The sequence below is a fragment of the Planktothrix sp. genome (genome assembly GCF_046067725.1).
GTDB lineage: Bacteria > Cyanobacteriota > Cyanobacteriia > Cyanobacteriales > Microcoleaceae > Planktothrix.
Genome location: NZ_JBJUDF010000234.1, coordinates 1 through 19,200 on the forward strand (window position 1 = coordinate 1; position 19,200 = coordinate 19,200).

The 19,200-nt window shown below is 40.7% G+C and carries 15 protein-coding genes and 1 pseudogene; 8 read left to right on the forward strand and 8 right to left on the reverse strand.

Going from position 1 to position 19,200, the window contains the following annotated elements; translation table 11 throughout:
- The 6 genes and pseudogenes from ACKPEB_RS14290 to ACKPEB_RS14315 all read left to right on the forward strand — a co-directional run.
- A pseudogene (locus ACKPEB_RS14290) lies at positions 1-435 on the forward strand (MFS transporter); the annotation flags it as partial.
- A gap of 113 nt (positions 436-548) precedes the next feature.
- The gene (gene hpsP / locus ACKPEB_RS14295; protein WP_408965597.1) at positions 549-1,721 is read left to right on the forward strand and encodes a hormogonium polysaccharide biosynthesis glycosyltransferase HpsP; all 1,173 of its coding nucleotides are present in this window, start codon (positions 549-551) and stop codon (positions 1,719-1,721) included.
- A gap of 133 nt (positions 1,722-1,854) precedes the next feature.
- On the forward strand, positions 1,855-2,268 hold the full coding sequence (locus tag ACKPEB_RS14300; RefSeq protein ID WP_408965598.1) for a XisH family protein: 414 nt from the start codon (positions 1,855-1,857) through the stop codon (positions 2,266-2,268).
- Positions 2,256-2,591 carry a XisI protein gene (locus ACKPEB_RS14305; protein WP_190515429.1) on the forward strand — a complete coding sequence of 112 codons (336 nt, stop codon included), beginning with the start codon at positions 2,256-2,258 and terminating at the stop codon, positions 2,589-2,591. The genes ACKPEB_RS14300 and ACKPEB_RS14305 overlap by 13 nt, the downstream gene beginning before the upstream one ends.
- A gap of 238 nt (positions 2,592-2,829) precedes the next feature.
- Complete coding sequence (locus tag ACKPEB_RS14310) at positions 2,830-3,609, forward strand: SDR family NAD(P)-dependent oxidoreductase (RefSeq protein ID WP_408965599.1); 780 nt, start codon at positions 2,830-2,832, stop codon at positions 3,607-3,609.
- A gap of 98 nt (positions 3,610-3,707) precedes the next feature.
- The gene (locus ACKPEB_RS14315) at positions 3,708-5,081 is read left to right on the forward strand and encodes a 2-succinylbenzoate--CoA ligase (RefSeq protein WP_408965600.1); all 1,374 of its coding nucleotides are present in this window, start codon (positions 3,708-3,710) and stop codon (positions 5,079-5,081) included.
- On the opposite strand, the gene ACKPEB_RS14320 is transcribed toward ACKPEB_RS14315, so the two are convergent.
- Positions 5,059-5,478, reverse strand: coding sequence for a DoxX family protein (locus ACKPEB_RS14320; RefSeq protein ID WP_408965601.1), 420 nt, complete (start codon positions 5,476-5,478; stop codon positions 5,059-5,061). The genes ACKPEB_RS14315 and ACKPEB_RS14320 overlap by 23 nt on opposite strands.
- Before the next feature lie 185 nt (positions 5,479-5,663).
- A complete protein-coding gene (gene menA / locus ACKPEB_RS14325) occupies positions 5,664-6,563 on the reverse strand; it encodes a 2-carboxy-1,4-naphthoquinone phytyltransferase (protein WP_408965602.1) in 900 nt (299 codons plus the stop codon).
- A gap of 339 nt (positions 6,564-6,902) precedes the next feature.
- Between menA and ACKPEB_RS14330 the strand changes: the two genes are divergently transcribed.
- The gene (locus ACKPEB_RS14330; RefSeq protein ID WP_408965603.1) at positions 6,903-8,384 is read left to right on the forward strand and encodes an isochorismate synthase MenF; all 1,482 of its coding nucleotides are present in this window, start codon (positions 6,903-6,905) and stop codon (positions 8,382-8,384) included.
- Positions 8,385-8,432: 48 nt separating this feature from the next.
- Complete coding sequence (gene thiL / locus ACKPEB_RS14335; protein WP_408965604.1) at positions 8,433-9,431, forward strand: thiamine-phosphate kinase; 999 nt, start codon at positions 8,433-8,435, stop codon at positions 9,429-9,431.
- 147 nt (positions 9,432-9,578) lie between these two features.
- Here thiL and ACKPEB_RS14340 read toward each other — a convergent pair whose 3' ends face one another.
- The 6 genes from ACKPEB_RS14340 to apcA all read right to left on the reverse strand — a co-directional run bounded on the left by ACKPEB_RS14340 (position 9,579) and on the right by apcA (position 18,782).
- Positions 9,579-10,595: a type I glyceraldehyde-3-phosphate dehydrogenase gene (locus tag ACKPEB_RS14340; protein WP_408965605.1), complete on the reverse strand. Its 1,017-nt coding sequence runs from the start codon at positions 10,593-10,595 to the stop codon at positions 9,579-9,581.
- A 677-nt stretch (positions 10,596-11,272) separates the two neighbouring features.
- Positions 11,273-14,809 (reverse strand): AAA-like domain-containing protein, encoded by a 3,537-nt coding sequence (locus ACKPEB_RS14345; RefSeq protein WP_408965606.1) that lies wholly within the window; start codon positions 14,807-14,809, stop codon positions 11,273-11,275.
- Between the two features lie 138 nt (positions 14,810-14,947).
- Positions 14,948-17,053, reverse strand: coding sequence for a hypothetical protein (locus ACKPEB_RS14350; RefSeq protein WP_408965607.1), 2,106 nt, complete (start codon positions 17,051-17,053; stop codon positions 14,948-14,950).
- Positions 17,054-17,232: 179 nt separating this feature from the next.
- Complete coding sequence (locus ACKPEB_RS14355; RefSeq protein WP_072720266.1) at positions 17,233-17,436, reverse strand: phycobilisome linker polypeptide; 204 nt, start codon at positions 17,434-17,436, stop codon at positions 17,233-17,235.
- Between the two features lie 306 nt (positions 17,437-17,742).
- Entirely contained in the window at positions 17,743-18,228 is a 486-nt protein-coding gene (apcB, locus tag ACKPEB_RS14360) for an allophycocyanin subunit beta (protein WP_408965608.1), read from the reverse strand.
- 68 nt (positions 18,229-18,296) lie between these two features.
- Entirely contained in the window at positions 18,297-18,782 is a 486-nt protein-coding gene (gene apcA / locus ACKPEB_RS14365; protein ID WP_408965609.1) for an allophycocyanin subunit alpha, read from the reverse strand.
- Between the last annotated feature and the right edge of the window lie 418 nt (positions 18,783-19,200).

The following is a 19,200-nucleotide window of genomic DNA, read 5'->3' on the forward strand; positions in this document are numbered from 1 at the left end:
GGTTTATGCCTGTGTTTAGGAGGGTTTAAACCTTCCGTTATTTTAGCAGGAATTGGAGGATTTGGCTATTTATTTGCTCGTCCTTTTATTGTGAGTAGTAATCACACCATTTGGCAATCTAAAGTTCCTTTTGAGTTACAAGGACGCATTTTTTCCCTACAAAGTATTGTCGAGCGATCGCTGTTAATCTTATCTCATATCACCGTTGGGCCATTAGCAGATCGAGTTTTAGAACCGATGATGAAACCCGATGGATTTTTAGCCGATAGTATTGGCAAAATTATCGGAGTCGGAGCCGGACGAGGAACTGGGTTATTATTTATGTTAATTGGTATTCTCAATATTGTGGCTGTTCTAGTTGCCTATCGGATGCCTCGGTTACGACGAGTGGAAAAAGAAATTCCCGATGCCATTGCTATAATCAGTTATCAGTAATCAGTTATTAGTGTAAGAGTTGATCTGTTATCAGTCAGTAGCTACGAGTTATGATTAATGAATCGCTTCTGACTGATGACTGAATACTATTAATAATTAACTGTTAACTGATTATGAAAATTTTACAAATTATTCCTTCAATTTCTTTAGTTTATGGTGGCCCTAGTCAAATGGTACGGGGTCTTTCTACTGCATTAGCTAAACTGGGAATTGACGTCACTATTTTAACCACAAATGCAAACGGAGATAGCGGTCAAGCCCCCTTAGATGTTCCTTTAGATCAACCTGTTAATGAAAATGGTTATCAAGTTCGCTATTTTCCCTGTTCTCCCTTTCGTCGTTATAAATTTTCTTTAGATTTATTAAACTGGTTAAAAACACACGCTTCCGAATATGATTTAGCCCATATTCATGCTTTATTTTCTCCTGTTAGTTCAGCCGCTGCAACCGTCGCTCGTTCTCAAAAATTACCTTATATTTTACGACCATTAGGAACCCTTGACCCCGCCGATTTAAACAAGAAAAAACAGTTAAAAAAACTCTATGCAGCGTTATTAGAACGTCCTAATATTGCGGGAGCGTCTGCTATCCATTTTACCAGTCACGAAGAAGCGAGAATATCTGAACGATTTGGAGTTAAAACCAACGATTTAATCATCCCATTAGGAGTAACATTACCCGAATTAACAAAAACACCAGAAGCGATTTTATCCCATTTAAAAATACAACCAAATGTTCCGATTATTTTATTTTTATCTCGAATTGAACCCAAGAAAGGACTAGATATATTAATTCCAGCTTTAGAAAAAGTGTTAGCAACTGGATTAAACTTTCAGTTTATTTTAGCAGGTTCTAATCCTCAAGACCCTGAATATGAAACTAAAATTAAACAACAGATTCAAAGTTCTGCCTTAGCTGAAAAAACAATAATTTCTGGGTTTGTAACGGGAGAAATAAAAACCGCCTTATTAACAAAAGCTGATTTATTTGTATTACCGTCCTATTATGAAAATTTTGGCATTGCGGTAGCAGAGGCGATGGCCGTTGGAACTCCGGTGATCATTTCTAAAGGAATTTATATTTGGGAAGATGTAGAAACAGCCGAAGCAGGTTGGGTGGGGAATGGAACTATTGATGAGATTTCAAGTTTAATTGAAACCGCATTAACGAATCCTCAAGAGTGTCAACGCCGAGGTTTAAATGCTCAAAATTATGCCTTAACTTATTATAGTTGGGATGCGATCGCGCAACAAATGATTCAAGCGTATCAAGGATTAATTCATTAGTGTCAGAAATCTTTATGCTGACTTAAACTTTATTTTGCATTAGTAGAGTTATAATTTTTTTATTAGCAATGTGTGTCTTTAGATACCCACCTAGAGGAGATTTGTGAAGGGATGAAGGCGTAGGTCAAAAGTAATGGCAAAGGACTTTTTCCATGATGTAGTGAGACGTTCCCTTGAAAAAGATGGCTGGACAATTACTGATGATCCACTCTTTCTGCGCTTTGGAGGCATTGAAATGTACATCGATTTGGGTGCAGAACAAATTCTGGCTGCTGAACGAGGAACAGAAAAAATAGCAGTTGAAGTCAAAAGCTTTTTAGCACCTTCTACCACAGTAGAATTTAATACAGCTTTAGGTCAGTTTCTGAAATATCAACTTGCCCTAGAGCAAGTCCAGCCTGATCGCGTTCTATACCTAGCAATTCCGATTGATACCTATGACTCTTTCTTTACATTAGAATTACCGCAATTATTGATCCAACGCTATCAAGTCCATCTGATTGTTTATGAACCCGAAGATGAGGTGATTGTACTATGGAAAAAGTAGAACAATATCGACAAATCATTCAGGAATTATTGCAAGCTTATAGTAAAATTAAAGCTAGTAATGAAGAGGTTGAGGCAGAAACAATTTTTGACTTAGTGAACGATCACTATCAAGTTGTTCATGTTGGCTGGTCAAACAAACGGCGTGTTTATGGCTGCATTTTACATCTTGATATTAAGAACGAAAAAATCTGGATTCAACATGATGGCACAGAAGGCGGAATTGCTAAAGAATTGATAGAACGTGGTATTCCTAAACAGGATATTGTACTCGCCTTCCATTCTCCTTTTAAGCGCCAATTTACCGATTTTGCTGTGGGATAGTTGTAGTTTGAAATAGAATAAATAAAGATGCAATACGAATACTCAGCTATTCAATATCCTTTGATTCAGGAATCAGTATTTGCTCAGAATAAGCAAGAATCTTTGTCCAAAAGACGCTTATTAATTTTATCTTGTTCTCAAGATTGCTAAGTAAGCTTGAGAACAACTTCAACCGCAACAACACATTAAGAATGCGTTACAATGACTCGATAGAAAGTTATTCTAGGATTGAGGATTAATGAAGACTGCGTTAATTACAGGAGCTTCTGTCGGAATTGGGGCGGCGTTTGCGAAGGAACTGGCATCTCGGAAAATGGATGTGGTTTTAGTGGCTCGTTCTCAAGATAAATTAGAACAACTCGCAGAACAATTGCAGACTCAATATAATATTAAAGCTTATGTCATTCCTCAAGATTTAACTCAACCCGGTGCTACAAAAGCGGTTGTTGATGCCATCGAGAAACAAGGATTAACGATTGATTTACTGATTAATAATGCTGGATTTGGAGATTATGGGGCGTTTGTTGATCGAGCTTTAGAAAAACAAGTGCAAATGATTCAGTTAAATATTACGGCATTAGTTGAATTGACTCATATCTTTTTAAAAGATATGAAAAAACGCGGGTCTGGTGCAATTGTTAATATCGCTTCTATCGCGGGTTATCAACCCTTACCTTATTCTTCTGTTTACTCAGCAACAAAAGCCTTTGTTGTTAATTTTACAGAAGCTTTATGGGCTGAAAATCAAAACTCTGGGGTGAGGATTTTAGTGGTCTGTCCTGGCCCGACAGAATCTAACTTTTTTGTCGTAGCAGAATTTCCCCAAACCTTTGCAGGTGCAGGACAAAATTATGCAACGGCGGAAGAAGTGGTTCAAGAGACGTTACAAGCATTAGAAAAAGACTTTTCAACCTTGGTAACGGGGGGGTTTGCCAATCAATTGATTGTCAATTTACCGCGATTTTTCCCTAGAGATACAATTGTTAGTCTTGTGGAAAAACAGTTTAGACCTAAGTAAAATGTGAAAATTAAAACTTAAAATATTCTGGTAAGGGCGAGGTTCTCTCGCCCCTACGAGTAATGATTGTAATTTAGAGGGTGTAAACAAGATTTAAGATGAATCTGATCGATGAAATTGAAATCAAAAATCAAGTTATTTTTAATCATACTCAATCTTTAATTGATCGGTCTAAAATATATTTTAATGCAATTAATCAGTGGATTCAATCAAATAAAAACTATCCTAAAATTTTAATTGCTGAATCAGAACCGATTTTATTTTTATCAGCTTTTGTAGCTGCGGTGACAGCAAAATGTCCTGTATTTTTGTGTAATCCTCACTGGGGAACCCAGGAATGGAAACAAGTTCATACATTAGTGAATCCTCATTTATTGATTTGTCAAGGTAAAATTACAGACTATCAAAATCTATCTAATTATGATAGTGAAATCATCGAAAATTTGATTATGATTCCCACTGGAGGAACATCAGGAAATATTAAATTTGCTGTTCATACTTGGGAAACGTTAACGGCTTCAGTGCGAGGTGTTCAACAGTATTTTAAAACCCCGACTATTCATTCTTTTTGTACTTTACCTCTTTATCATGTTAGCGGTTTAATGCAGTGGATGCGATCGCTGTTAACAGATGGACAATTAATGATAACATCTTTTCAAAGTGTAGAAACTGAAGATTGGATTAATTTTAATCCTAGTCGGTTTTTTATTTCTTTAGTTCCGACTCAACTTCAGCGTTTATTAAAAAATCCCGTATTAACTGATTGGTTATCTCAATTTCAAGTTATTCTTTTAGGCGGTGCACCTCCTTGGTTAGAGTTATTAGAACAAAGTCGTTTATCTCAAATTCCTCTGGCTTTAACTTATGGAATGACAGAAACGGCTTCTCAAATTGTCACCTTAAAACCTTCAGAATTTTTAGCAGGAAATAATAGCTCTGGCCAGATTTTACCCCATGCCAGAATTAAAATTTGTAATGAAATTGGAGAAGAATTACTAACGAATCAACCTGGATTAATTACCATTGAAGCAGATTCTTTAATGTTAGGATATTATCAGAATCATTTTAATCCTCAAATGCAAATTAATCGTTGGATTCCTGATGATTTAGGGTATAGGAATCAACAGGGATATTTAACAATAGTGGGGAGACAAAGTAATAAAATTATTACAGGTGGGGAAAATGTATTTCCCAGCGAAGTAGAAGGGGTGATTCGTTCTACGGGTTTAGTTCAAGATATTTGTGTCATGGGAAAACCGGATCAATACTGGGGTGAAATCGTGGTTGCGGTCTATGTTCCTAGCTGTAAACCAGCTTCTGGCGTAGAATTACAACAGGCAATTATTGGAAAATTATCTAAGTTTAAACATCCTAAATTATGGATTCCTTTAGAACAATTACCCCGTAATTCACAAGGAAAATTGAATCACAAATGCCTTCGAGAATTAATTAAGAATTATCAGGATCAGTAAAATCAGTATTACTCATGGTAATATGTTCATCCACACTAACTGGCCCAGCGCCAAAATAGGTAATCATCAGTAACCCACCCATAATTGATAGATTTTTGAAGAAATCAATTCTTTCTGATGGAACTTCCCAAAAATTATGGAAAATAAAGGTTGTTGGAATTAAGAATAAAATTAAAAACCAAGCTCCTAAACGGGTTTTATAACCAACAACTAAAGATAATCCTCCCAGAATTTGAACAATAATGGTTCCCGCTAATAATACAGTAGCAATTGGTAAACCTCGTTCTGTCATCATCCTTTGAGTATCAGCAAAATCAAATATTTTATTAATCCCAGCATGGATGAAAATTGTTGCTAAAAATGCTCGTCCTATTAATGGAATAAATTGCATCAGCATTGTACCTCGATTAAGAGTAGAAAACAACAAGTGGGTCATTAGGAATAGCAACAAAAAAAGTTGACTGTCTAGGTTGGCTATATGAGTCTTGACTCTAACCTTCAGACAGGGTTGCTATCTCCTTGAATCCTGTTAGGTAGGACAAGCCTACCCTAACCATCAATCAATTGCAAAGGGCTGTTTATTTACGCTAAAATAAACCCCACCCCTAACAATAAACTACTCCAAAACTGTAGAGAAATCGCAATGAATTTGCAATTATTGACTAAGTGAGGCTGGTTATGGTATTGACTAACATGGCGACAGAGCTTAATGGCTGAAGGAATACCCACAAAGCTGAGTAATGTCCAAATGGGTAAAATTCCCAATAGAACAAACCCTCCCGTTAGCACAAAAATACTTCCACAAAACCAAGGTAACAATTTTGCCCCTCGTTCAGTTCCTAAACGGACAATAGGGGACTTCTTACCCGCAGCAATATCATCGTTGACTTGATGAAAATGGGAACAGAATAATACAATTGTAATCGGAATGGCGACTAAGATGGATGTTGCTAAACAGACCCATGACCAGCTTTGGGTTTGACTATAATAAGCCGCAGAAACTCCCAAGGGGCCAAAAGCAAAAAAGCATAAAAATTCTCCTAATCCTTGATATCCTAACCGGAATGGAGGCCCCTGATATAAATAGCCTAATCCACAACAAAGGAGAATAATTCCTAAAACTGTTAGATCTTTTTGCCACCAACAAATCGCTAATAATCCTAAAATTGCCAATACTAAACAGCTATTTCCCAAGGTTTGAATTAATAATTTATTCCCGGTTAAATTAACGAGAGAATGATGCTTATTGGTGTCAATTCCGGTTTCAGAATCAAAGACATCATTGAGAAGATTTTCCCAAGCTAAAATTAAAACGGCTGCTGTAATAAAGGTGGTAAAAACTGTCCAATGAATGCTAGAAGTTTCAAATATCGCAACGGCGGTTCCTACCCAAATTGGCATAATAGCCACACTATACATCGGAGGCTTAATCGCCGCTAACCATAATTTATGTTTTGAGGGTGTAATCAGTTCTGTGGTCATAGCAAGAAGATTTTCAACAATAAGATGCTATCGTCCCATAACAATAACTGATCCGGGTCGAGAACTTCAAACAGGGGCAGTAGGGGGAGGCAGGGGAGGCAGGGGAGGCAGGGGAGGCAGGGGAGTACGGGGAGTAGGGGGAGGAAATAATTAGCTTCTAGCTTCTGACACCTGCTATATAAACTTTTTTTACAGACTGAAGGGAAGATTTTTACAAGAGAGATTATGAATAAAGGGTAAATCACTCTAAAAATCGTTAAGTTATATTATGATCATAAAAGTTAACGATTTTTCGGTAATACTTTTCCCTGTTCTAACCTTTTCTTGTTCATTTTTTATATGCCAGTTTTTCCTTCTGCAACCCCGTTATTGCAAGATCGCCAAGAACTGCATCGTTTTTTGTTAGAGTTTCAGCATCATGGACTACAAGACTATCAAACTAAAATTCTGAGTATTGCTCATGAAATTCAATGGATTGATCCTTTAGCGGTTTTACAGGAATTTTATCATCCTAATTTAATTCATTTTTATTTTGAAAAGCCTCAACTTGAGGAATCCTTTGTGGCGGTTGATACGGCGCTTAAGTTCACCACCAGTGGAAAACAGCGTTTTTTTGAAGCTCAAAAATTTATTCAATCTTGTTTAGATAAGACTGTTATTATTGGTTCTAAAAATAGTAATTTACCAAAACCTTATTTTTGTTGTAGTTTTACGTTTTTTGATGAATATTTTAAGTCTAATTTATCCGTAGAGTCTTTACAGGATGCTTCGGTTGATCAGGAAGAGGTTTATTTCCCGCCAACTACCATATTTCTACCGAAATGGCAAGTGATTCGTAAAAAAAATCGCTGTATTTTAATTGTTAATATTGTTTTAAAGAAAAACTCTAAAATTGAAAATATTTTGAGTGATGTTTGGTATAAAAGTCAACAAATTAATGCGTTAGAAAAAACTTCTATTCCGGCGGTAAGGGGTGAAACTCCAAATTTATTATTAACTCAACAAGTGGAAACTAACCCTAAACCTTATTTACAGTTTAAACAATCTGTTGATTCAGTGTTAAATTTAATTCAATCTAAATCCTTAAAAAAATTAGTTCTTTCTCAACCCATTGATATTGTTTTTAATCAACCTTTTAATTTAATTAATTCCTTAAATAATCTTCGGTTTTTGTACCCTGATTGTTATGTATTTTCAACGGCAAATGGCAAGGGTCAACAATTTATTGGAGCCAGTCCAGAACGATTAATTAGTTTACAAAATAAAGAGTTAATGACTGATGCCTTGGCAGGTTCAGCCCCGCGCGGTAAAACCTCCTTAGAAGATGTTAATTTAGGTCAAGAATTACTCAGTAGTGAAAAAAATCTGCGAGAACATCAAGTCGTTGTTGATTTTATTGTTGAACGGTTATTAAGTTTGGGCTTAACTCCGAATTTAACAGGTTCACCTTGTTTAAGACAACTAACGAATATTCAACATTTATGGACGCCAATTCAATGTCAAATTTCTACTCATATTCATCTCTTAGAAGTCTTAGCGCAATTACACCCGACTCCTGCTGTTGCGGGAACTCCTAGAGATATTGCTCAACAACAAATTCATCATTACGAAACCTTTGATCGCTCGCTTTATGCCGCCCCCATTGGTTGGATTGATCATCAGGGAAATGGTGAGTTTATTGTGGGAATTCGTTCAGCTTTATTAGATGGAAATCGTGCTAGACTTTATGCAGGTGCCGGAATTGTTGCAGGTTCAGAACCGGAAAAAGAATTGACTGAAATTCAGTTAAAATTACAAGCTTTATTAAGAGCGTTAGTTTAATTGATTCATCGTTTGTAGTTGACAGTTAACAGAGCCATTTGATTAATTATGCTCGTTAAAGAGATTGGAGAACAAGGTTTACTCTCAATTGTCCAGCGTTTTTGTCCCTCGGAAATGGTGGGGGATGATGCGGCAATTTTATCAATTCCTGGGGATAAATCCTTAGTGATTACAACGGATATGTTAGTCGATCATGTGCATTTTAGCGATCGCACCACATCGGCTTTTGATGTAGGATGGCGCTGTGCTGCGGTTAACTTATCGGATCTGGCTGCGATGGGGGCGTTTCCATTCGGAATTACCGTTGCGTTAGGAATAACAGAAAACCAAACCGTTGACTGGGTTGAACAACTTTATCAAGGATTAACCACCTGTTTAAATCAATACCAAACTCCCATTTTAGGTGGTGATATTTGCCGATCTTCAGTGAATTGTATTTCCATTACCGCTTTTGGTACAGTTAAGCCAGATTTCGCCATCAAGCGTTCTGTCGCCCGTCCTGGGGATGTGATTGTTGTTACGGGATATCATGGCGACTCCCGCGCGGGATTAGAATTACTGTTGCATCCTGAAGTCGGAAGTGCCTTAACTCCCAATCAACGATTATCTTTAATCCAAGCCCATCAACGTCCTCAACCTCGCTTGGATGTTCTACCAAAACTGCAAAATCTGTTCGCTTCTCAACCCTGTATAGCGATCGCTGGAATGGATAGTAGCGATGGACTAGCGGATGCCATTGTTCAAATCTGTCGAGCTAGTCAAGTGGGTGCTCACGTCCAACGGAATCAAATTCCTCTATCAGAAGCGTTACAAACCTGTGTTAACCCTCAACAAGCCGTTAATTGGGCATTATATGGCGGTGAAGACTTTCAACTGGTCTTGAGTCTTCCTAAGCTTCTCGGTGAAATGCTGGTGCAACACTTAGGAAATACAGCCGCCATCATTGGTGAGATCACATCCAGCACCAATGTCTTGTTAATCGATACTGAATCCTCAACCGTTGAAGAACTCTCTCTCAGCCGAGGATTTCAGCACTTTTTATCATAACCGGGAGTAATGAATCATTAATTTAAAATTAAATATTCAAAACTCGAAGCTATCATCAGCCCAACTGAAATCGGAGTAGGGCGTTTTAAGTTTTAGCATCCCAACGGTCGCCACCAACGAAAAACACAGCCCCTCTCCTGATTCAATCTATTTCCAATTTTTAGCCACCAATTCGGCTAAATCAACCACTCGTTGGCTATAACCCCATTCATTGTCATACCAGGCAACCACTTTCACCATATCGCCGCCCATAACCATCGTTAAGCTTGCGTCTACAATAGAAGAGGCATCGTGTCCCTTGTAGTCAGAAGAGACCAAAGGTAGGTCGCTGTATTCCAGAATCCCTTTCAGAGAGCCTTCAGCGGCTTCTTTCAGGGCTTGGTTGACTTCTTCAACGAAGGTTGGCTTCTCAACTTGTACCACTAAGTCCACAATGGAAACGTTAGGGGTGGGAACTCGGAAAGCAATCCCGTTGAGTTTTCCTTTGAGTTCAGGAATCACTAACGCAACTGCTTTCGCAGCACCCGTAGAAGTCGGAACAATATTCACCGCAGCCGCTCTGGCCCGACGGACATCCCGGTGGCTGGCATCTAACAGACGCTGATCCCCGGTATAGCTGTGGGTTGTGGTCATGGTTCCTTTGACAATGCCAAATTTTTCATGCAGCACTTTAGCAAACGGAGCTAAACAGTTTGTGGTGCAACTGGCATTACTCAGAATCCGATGTTGATCATGATTGTAGGAACTGTCATTAACCCCTACAACGAAGGTATCCACGCCGTCTCCTTTTCCGGGGGCGGTGATTAAGACTTTTTTAGCACCTGCCTGAATATGCTTAGAAGCGCCTTCATCGGTAATAAATACCCCGGTGGATTCAATAATTAAATCAACACCCCATTCAGCCCAAGGCAAATTTAAGGGGTTACGATCTGAAACACATTTAATGGTTTTGCCGTTAACGGTAATGGAGTTTTCATCGGCTTTGATATCCACACCTTTGAGTGTACCCAGCATGGAATCGTATTTCAGCAAGTGAGCATTAGTTCTGGGATCAGAAGTATCGTTGATCCCGACAAACTCTAAATTGCTATTAGGCCGAGTTAACCAGCAGCGTAAAACGTTCCGTCCGATTCTTCCAAAACCGTTGATTGCAACTTTAATCACCTTGTTCCTCCTAACAATGTCATCGCCCACACCAGGCTAAAGTTTAACTGGATAGATGGTTGTTTTCTATTGACCCCAATCATACCGTAAAGGCTGTCGCATTCTTCTGTTTTCTCGTAGGAAACAGCTTAACTGGGAACTGGGAACTGGGAGGAAAACATTTTACCGTCTAGGTTTGATCATCGAAACTCCTTGGGTCTGAAACCCCGTCCCTTCGACATGCTCAGGGCAAGCTCTTGTAGGACGGCTTTATATGCTATAATGAACACAGCCACAAAGACCTTAATTGGTGGGTGAAACTCCCGGCTGTTGGGCGTTCTAGTTAAAAGGCGACAATTTAAAATAGGTTGCTCGGTATCGGTAGATACTCTACTTCTAGCCTCTGCAAGCAAAGACAATTAAGCGAGTGAAGCAATAAATACACAACAAGTAGACCCAATGCTAAGGCTACGCACTGCCGGAGGGAGTAGGCGCAATTGGCACCGCGCATTGCACGACACTGAAAGACGAGTAAACGGTTTTGGGAGTCGTGGTTTCGAGCAATGCTATTCGTGATATCTCCTTTTTAAAGAATCTCCGCACTTTTAGGGCGGAGTGTTTCAACAGTATGTGTTTCAGGACTCAGAAGTTAATGATTTCCCCACCCACTCCCCCTACTCCCCCTGCTCCCCCTACTCCTATCTCCCAGCAGATGTGACATCATCACACAACTGTCTGTCGCTTTCTTCTAAGTCTCCATTCGTTTGTAAATAATCCCGTACCGAGTTACATCCCTGAGCGATTAAATGATCGAGCGATCGCACTTGCTGAAGATTCCACAAGATTGTTGTACTGTCGTCACTGGCTGAAGCTAGTTTTTGGCCATCGGGACTAAAGGCAAGCTCCCAAATTCCTCCATTATGGGCTTTGAGGGTTGTTAATAAAGTTCCGTCTTGTTGCCACAATTGCACGACTCCATCTCCACTACCAGAGGCGATCAGTTGTCCATCGGGACTAATGGCGACGGATCGGACAATCTCATGATGTCCCCTTAAAGTCTTGACTAAGGTTCCGTCGGGTTTCCAGAGTTTGATGGTTTGATCATCACTGCCACTGACCAAAAATTGACCATCCGAACTATAAGCGATTGACCGAGTTGCCATGTGATGAGCCTGAATTGTTCTTAATAACTGACCGTCTTTTGTCCAAAATTTAATCGTGCCATCTCCACTGGAGGACGCAATCATCTCACCATCAGGACTAAAAGTCGTGACCCAAACTCCGGCTTGATGTCCTTTAAATTGGGTTAATAAAATCGGGGTTTTCCTGCCTACATTCCAGAGTCCGATGGTTCCATCTCCACTACCCGTCACCAGTCGGGTTCCATCCCAGTTAAACTGACTCCTTCTGACTCCTCCTTGATGTCTTTGGAGAGTCGCCAACAATTGACCGTCTTTTGTCCACAGTTGGACGCTACCATTGACACTAGAAACTGCTAACCGTTGACCATCGGGACTGAAACTGACTCCCATCAATGGCCCCTGAGTTTTTAACGTACCCACTGGTACGACCGACTTGATCCGATCGTTAATTTCCCAAAGTTTGACTGTTCTATCCAGACTCGCAGAAGCCAACGTTTTACTATCCGGGCTGAAGGCGACTCCCAGCACCCCCGTTTGATGACCTTTTAAGGGTTTCAATAATCTGTTCTCTAGGTTCCAAAACTTTACTGTACTGTCGGAAGAGATAGAAGCTAGGGTTTGACCATCTGGACTAAACTTGACACTGAAGAGCAGCCCTTGGTATCCGGCAAAGGTATTTTGGAGTTGGAAATGATTCCAGGTTGAGCCAAGTCGTTCCCAAACTTTGATGGTTTTGTCATCGGATGTCGAGGCCAGCTTTGTACCATCTGGACTGAAAGCGAGATCCCAGATGATGCTCTTGTGGGCTTTTAGAGTCGTCAGTGGTATCAGGTTGTTTCCGACCAATTTCCACAGTTTCAGAATGCCATCGACAGAAGCTGTTGCTAGGGTATCTCCTTGAAGATTAATCGCAATACTCATAATCATTTCTTGATGGCCGGTAACAGTGGCTAACGGTTGACCATCAATCTGCCAAACTCGGAGCTTTCCATCTTCGCTACTGGTCAAAATTTTTTGACTATCTGAAGTAAATGTCAATCCATAATTAACACGGTTCCCAACCATTAAGGTTCTCAGCAGGGTTCCATCTCGTCTCCACAGTCTTACGGTTCCATCTTCGCTCCCAGAGGCAATTAATTGCCCATTGGGACTAATCTCTACCGTTTGAACAGCGGCTTGATGACCTTTTAAAACCCGGAGTAAAGTTCCATCCGGTTGCCAGAGTTTGATCAGCCGATCACCACTACCGGAAGCTACGAGTTGACCATCTTGACTGATGGCCAGATCACCCATGATCCCTATCTGACCTTTGAAGGTTTTGAGGAGTTGGCCTTGCTTTGTCCAAATATTAATAGTATTATTCTGACCACTTGCGATAATGATTTGTCCATCTGGACTAAAAACCAGACCTCGGTTTCCGGCTCCTGGTTTGGATAAGCGGTTATATTCATCGATTCCTAAAATCGCTTGTTGAAGGGCTAATTCCACTTTGGTTTTAATTTCAGGATCAACTTGACCTAAGAGTAAGAGTTTTTTTCTCGCTCGTAATGCTTCCATTAAGGCATTTAAACGACGATTCGATGCAAATAGTCCTTCGGAAGAAGATGTTAACGCTTGAATTTCGCTAATCCTGGCTTTTCGTTCACTAATAATGGCTTTACGATATTGCCAAAAATTCATTAATCCTAAACCTGTTACGGTAATAAATGCCACAATTAATACCACAATTAATAACCGTTGTCTTGTGGCGTTTTTCTCTACTTCTTTGAGTCGTTGAGTTTCTAAGGTTTGTTGAACTTCTTGCCGATCAATGGCTTCACTCGCGGCTAAAAATTGATAATCTAAGGGGCTTAACGTTTTATCTTGTGCCCAGGTTTGGGCATCTTCTAGGGCTTTTCCCCGTAATAAACGAGATTGATCCGTCTGTTCTGAGGCTACCCAATCTTCTAATAGTTGCCAGTAAGGGCGGAGTTTATTTAATTCTTGTTCGACCCATTCTAAATTAAAAACTTCTTGGTAAATCAGATTTTTAACTTTCAGAACGTTACGATGGGGAATCACTAAACCTGATAAGATCAGTTCAATTTGTTCTTGACTTTCGTCAATATAAACTTCTGTTCCCTTTAAAATCTGTTGATAAATCCCTAATAACCTTCCCGCTTTTTGTTCATTTCTGAGCAAGCGATCTCGGATGGTTCTTAAATGTTCGGGTTCATCCTGTCTTTCCCAAGCTTCAATCACATATTTTCGGATAATTGACTCAACAATAATAGTTTCTTCTCCCGGTTTAATTGTTAACTTTGAGGGAGAATTAAGGGTAATTAATTTAAAGAACAGTTGGCAAATTTTATGGGTTAAGAACGGTTGTCCTGATGTCCAATTTAGAATTTGTTTTAAAATTTCTGTTCCATTTTCACACTGATCATTTAATCCTAAACCTAAAGGTTGGGCTTCATTCACGGTAAAACCGGAAAGATGAATGGCTTTTCCAATATTAAACGGGGTTCGATTTCGATCTAAGATTAAATCGCTCGGTGTTGCTACTCCACAAATTGCCCAAGTAATTCGATAATATTTAAGATGATTGGCTCTTTTATTATAAAATAATCGAATCAATGCAAATAAATCATCCGCTTTAAATTTTAAACTTAAAATACTATCAATTTCATCAATTAAAATAATAATATTTCGATCAGGATAAGCTTCCAATAAAACATCTTCAATAAAATAGCTTAATCTCTGAACTAAGGATAATTCTGCGTTTTCTTGCCACCAAGCTTTTAAATTAAATTTTCCAAATAAATCCAAACATCTGCACAACTCGGCAACAATTCCTTTATACCACTGTTCAGGAGTTACATTTTCACTCCCCATGATCGTTAAATCAACAGTAGCACAAAGAAAACCTTGGTCTTGCAGTCGATGGGTTGTACGAACTAAAAGGGAAGACTTACCCATTTGCCGACAATTGAGAATATAACAAAATTCTCTCTTGATTAAAGCTTCATACAATTCTTTATCCGCCGTTCGTTCAACGTAACTCGGTATATAAGTGGCAAGACTCCCTCCAACTTGATAATAGGATTTGATCATGTATCATATATCAGTTATTATGTATCAGTTATTTAAAAAATATTATTTCTTTTTTCTATGCTCTTGTCCTCCTCTTTTGTGTTTTTCTCTTAAGCTGACAACCCGGTCATTCCACACCTTACCCCCTCTTGTTCCTGATTACAGGGGTAAAGAAGGTGCTGGAGGAGGGTTAACAGAACGCTCAATTGTAATTTTATTGCTTTCTCGTTGAGTCTGCATTTCAACGGCGATCGCTTCAAAAAGTACCTCTAAACTACTGTAGGGGATTTCCACATCAACAGTTGTTTCAATTTGATCAAACCCATTGGGTGAAAATTCTGTTAACCAGCGAGGGCCATCCACCACACTGCGAGTTTGTCGATCAAATAGCCAAACTTTGACATAAATTCGAGGTAAACCATCCTGAAGTCGCACCCGAACTTTCACTCCTCGTCCGGCAATCATCTCTGAGGTTAAAATCTCCATCTCTGGCTCAGGAACAGGTTGATCAGGAGGCAAAACGTAGGGAATGGGTTGATTTGTAGCTGGGGTTTCTGGTTTTGTGCTTTTCTGGGGTTTTCGTTTGGGAAAAAAGGCGGATGGAGATTCTAAGGGTTCATCATCTACCACAATTTCTTCTAATTCTTGTTGGGGATAAATCAGATCTGGGGTTGGGCGGGAAGTTGGGAGGGAACACCCCGCCTCTGGGGGATTTTGACTCTCCTGCTCAGAGCGAATCACCCGATCTGTCGTCGCATTAAACGGAGTTTCTGGCATCGGATTAACGTTAGCGCGTTTAACCCATTGTGACCATTCCTGATCCTGCGCTAAGGCATTTAAACGCGACCAAAACCGATTATTCAGATCCAACGCTTGAAAGGCTTGTTGCACTTGGTGATCTTTTTTAGGTTTGGGGGTGACACTGGATTCTATTATCGTCTCTGGAGTCGGGTTTAACAGGGGTGATCTTGAAACTTCTGTATCAGTCGCTGTTAATTCAGATGGCTCAACACCTGTTGATAACTCCTCAGACGCAGATGTCACCGTCCAAAGCGAAGGCGATGGCTGGATCTGCTGAGGATTTGAACTTTGGCTAAAGGTCGGTAAATCTAAGGGGGTAGAGGGTCGAGATTCACTGACAGAATCATTAATTTTGGGGGGTAGAATGGTGGCAATTTCAGCCCCTGATGGAGTCGAAATCAATTCAGCCGTTTTTGTTCCATCGTTGAGGTCGGGTAATTCCAAAACGCCTAGATCCAAAGTTGATAGATCGGGAAAATCTTCTGGCCCCAATTCGGAGCCAAACCCTTGATCAATGGCTTCGAGGAGATGTTCAACCTGGGTGACAATATTAAAAGATTGGCTAGTGACTGCAACCCCATCATGGGAAAAGATCACTTCTCCTAAAATTAAACGGGTTTTACATTCAAAGGGAATATAAACGACACCAGAAAAACACAGGGGAAAGTCCGACGCGGGAAGAGGATGGCTAACCTCAAATAATAATTCTCCGGTTTGAGGATCACGCAAACGAAATTGTAATTCTGCTTCAGAAAGAACCGGATAACTCGGTTGAGATCGGGAAGTCGTTGGCAGTTCGATGCGACCTAATACCATTAAGGCTTGTCCCAAACGGGCGACAAAGGAATCTTGATCAAGGGTGAGATGTAGTTCCTTTAAGAATGTCTCCACTGCATGAAGTGGCTGCGGAGAGGTTTCAACCCAAGAAAGAAAGGTTGTATTATCATTAACTTGAGGTTCTTTAGCCTCATTAAACGAATTCGAGTAAGCGGTTGGAAACTGGATGACTTTGGAGGAAGGTTCCGGTGTGATATCAACGGAGGTCGTTTCTGTGGAGATGCGATTGACTGTTGGAGGTTCGATGTTCTCAAAGGATGGATCAATGTCTTCTATTTCGGAGGGGAGAACCCGTAATTGTATGGTTCTTTTGCCAACGGTTGACAATAATTCAGATGTCAGTTGAGGCGAACAAGAAAACTGCCAATTTCCCGGTTTTAGGGAGGTGTAAGGCATAACCACCATTAACCCTTCCCCATTGGTGGTTAATGTTCGAGTTTGAACCTGTTGAACTGGTGGCAGAGCATCAAGATCTTGATAAATAATCCGAACGTTAATCGAAGTGTTGGTATAGCCAGACCGGGCGACCATCCGATAGCGCCCTTCCAAGATTTCAACATCCGGGGATTCTAAGGTCAGCCAACTATTATCCCCTTCTTTCTGTACTAGAAATTCCCAACTTGCCATTTCCCGCCTCTATCGGTTCTGGTGTTTGATTTCTCCAATATAATAGCGGAATGGGCGTCAGGAAAGAAAAGGAGGCAGGAGGCAGGAGGCAGGAGGAATCAAGAATCAAGAATTAAGAATTCATCTTTAGTTCTAGTATCCCAGTTCCCTCAACATAGCTGTCCCCTGCCTCCTGCCTTCTACAGTAACCCGGTGTTGGTTCCGGGCTTACCCGTTGCCAGTTCCACTTTGACAATTTTGCCGCCCATTTTCATGATGCGTTGTTGTTCTTTAAACCAATTGTCATAGGGTACTAACTTTGTAAAGTAAGTATTTTGTAATTCCCGTTGGGTACGAATCCGGGTTTGGCTTGGAACACAAGCTGTTACTTTGAACATCCGCATTTTTTTCGTCTCTCCTGAGCAAATTGAACAAGTTTTACATCAATTTGTAAACGACGCAACACCAACTCTCCCGATGCCGAGTGTAGGCTTTTAATTTCTTCGGAGGTTGCTTCTAAAACTTTATATGAGTGTTAAATGTTCAAAGGCCGGGAGTCGGAAGTCAATACTAGCTCACTAAAACTTATCAGGAGAAACAGACAAGCCTTTGGCGGTCTAGTATTCACTCCCGACTTCCCTGGCCTTGAAGGTTGTTCAGATTTTGAATCGGGAATTTAGAGATTCACCCTCAAAACCCTAACATCGGTCTTAGCTTAAGCCAGAGGAGATATAGTCGAAGTAAATCCCCATTTCTTTGCCAGCATCAGCGCCCACTAAGCTAGCGGTCACTTCTTTCATGGCTTGGATGGCTTGAACGGTAGAACCGATGGGAACGCCCAGAGAGTTATAGGTTTCTTTCAAACCGTTGAGAACACGCTCATCGAGAATGGAAGGATCGCCAGCTAACATAGCGTAGGTGGCATAACGGAGGTAGTAGTCTAAGTCGCGGATGCAAGCGGCATAGCGACGGGTGGTGTACATATTTCCACCCGGACGGGTGACGTCAGAGTACAGCAGAGATTTGGCTACTGCTTCTTTGACGATGGTGGCTGCGTTGGCACTGATGGTGCTAGCGGCACGAACCCGCAGTTCGCCAGTGGCGAAGTAGGCTTTTAATTTTTGCAGGGCACTGGCATCCAGGTACTTACCTTGAACGTCAGAAGAATTGATTACGGAAGTAATGGCGTCTTGCATGATTGTTCTATTTCCTTGTAGTCGCTGAATCTAGGAATCGTTTAAAAAATGTGATAAAGCAATCGGACTTATGACATTGCACCGATCACATAGTCGAAGTAAGCGGCGGCTTCGGCTGCATCTTCACCAGATAACAAACCTGTCGCAACGTTCTTCGTGGCACGAATTCCTTCGACAACGGCTTCAACGGGGGTACCCAGAGATTTGTACATTTCCCGAGCGCCAACAATCCCGATTTCTTCGATGGGGGTAACATCACCCGCAACGATTCCATAGGTGACCAGACGCAGATAATAGTCGAGGTCGCGTAAGCAGGTAGCGGTCATTTCTTGGCCATAAGCATTGCCACCAGGAGAGACCACATCAGGGCGTTTTTGGAAGAGTTGGCTTCCAGCTTCTTTGATGATGCGCTCACGGGCACCGGTCAGCGTTTCGGCGATGCGAACGCGACGCTCACCAGAGGTGACGAAGGCTTTGATCCGGTCTAATTCACCAGGGCTGAGGTAACGCGCTTCGGCGTCGGCATTAACGATGGATTTTGTGACGATACTCATTTTCTACAAAAGCGTTTAGCTAACGTTTTCTGATTGACACTCTCCCGAAAACCCATGGAACTGAGTTGGAGAGTCTCAGAGTTCCCTCTGAGCGTTCCTGCTTGTTCCGATACATTCTGGATCAAGGCATGATCTTAAGAGTGTATCTGCTTTGTGATCCGCAATCAAATCTATTTTTTTAAGATTTTTATCGGTTCACGTTCGGCTTGTTCGTGTCCTCAAAATTTTTTTAGGTTTTGAAGCAACAGCCTACAAGCTTGACATCCTCCACTGCCTAAGAGCAAGTGAATTCCCAGCCTGCTCCCTTTGGGGGTTGGCATCTGATGGGTTGGCGTTTCGTGGATAACAGCCTAAATTCTGAGCTTTTATCATTTTTCCACGCCCGTTTAAAGTCTCCGAATGCCGTCCGGCGACTGTA

Excerpts from the sequence above, each read along its gene's own strand:
- ACKPEB_RS14300 (WP_408965598.1), top strand. The coding sequence starts at position 1,855 with ATGGCAAAGGACTTTTTCCATGATGTAGTGAGACGTTCCCTTGAAAAA.
- apcA (WP_408965609.1), bottom strand. The coding sequence starts at position 18,782 with ATGAGTATCGTCACAAAATCCATCGTTAATGCCGACGCCGAAGCGCGT.
- ACKPEB_RS14315 (WP_408965600.1), top strand. The coding sequence starts at position 3,708 with ATGAATCTGATCGATGAAATTGAAATCAAAAATCAAGTTATTTTTAAT.
- menA (WP_408965602.1), bottom strand. The coding sequence starts at position 6,563 with ATGACCACAGAACTGATTACACCCTCAAAACATAAATTATGGTTAGCG.
- ACKPEB_RS14305 (WP_190515429.1), top strand. The coding sequence starts at position 2,256 with ATGGAAAAAGTAGAACAATATCGACAAATCATTCAGGAATTATTGCAA.
- ACKPEB_RS14310 (WP_408965599.1), top strand. The coding sequence starts at position 2,830 with ATGAAGACTGCGTTAATTACAGGAGCTTCTGTCGGAATTGGGGCGGCG.
- ACKPEB_RS14345 (WP_408965606.1), bottom strand. The coding sequence starts at position 14,809 with ATGATCAAATCCTATTATCAAGTTGGAGGGAGTCTTGCCACTTATATA.
- hpsP (WP_408965597.1), top strand. The coding sequence starts at position 549 with ATGAAAATTTTACAAATTATTCCTTCAATTTCTTTAGTTTATGGTGGC.
- ACKPEB_RS14355 (WP_072720266.1), bottom strand. The coding sequence starts at position 17,436 with ATGCGGATGTTCAAAGTAACAGCTTGTGTTCCAAGCCAAACCCGGATT.
- ACKPEB_RS14350 (WP_408965607.1), bottom strand. The coding sequence starts at position 17,053 with ATGGCAAGTTGGGAATTTCTAGTACAGAAAGAAGGGGATAATAGTTGG.
- ACKPEB_RS14320 (WP_408965601.1), bottom strand. The coding sequence starts at position 5,478 with ATGCTGATGCAATTTATTCCATTAATAGGACGAGCATTTTTAGCAACA.
- apcB (WP_408965608.1), bottom strand. The coding sequence starts at position 18,228 with ATGCAAGACGCCATTACTTCCGTAATCAATTCTTCTGACGTTCAAGGT.
- thiL (WP_408965604.1), top strand. The coding sequence starts at position 8,433 with ATGCTCGTTAAAGAGATTGGAGAACAAGGTTTACTCTCAATTGTCCAG.
- ACKPEB_RS14330 (WP_408965603.1), top strand. The coding sequence starts at position 6,903 with ATGCCAGTTTTTCCTTCTGCAACCCCGTTATTGCAAGATCGCCAAGAA.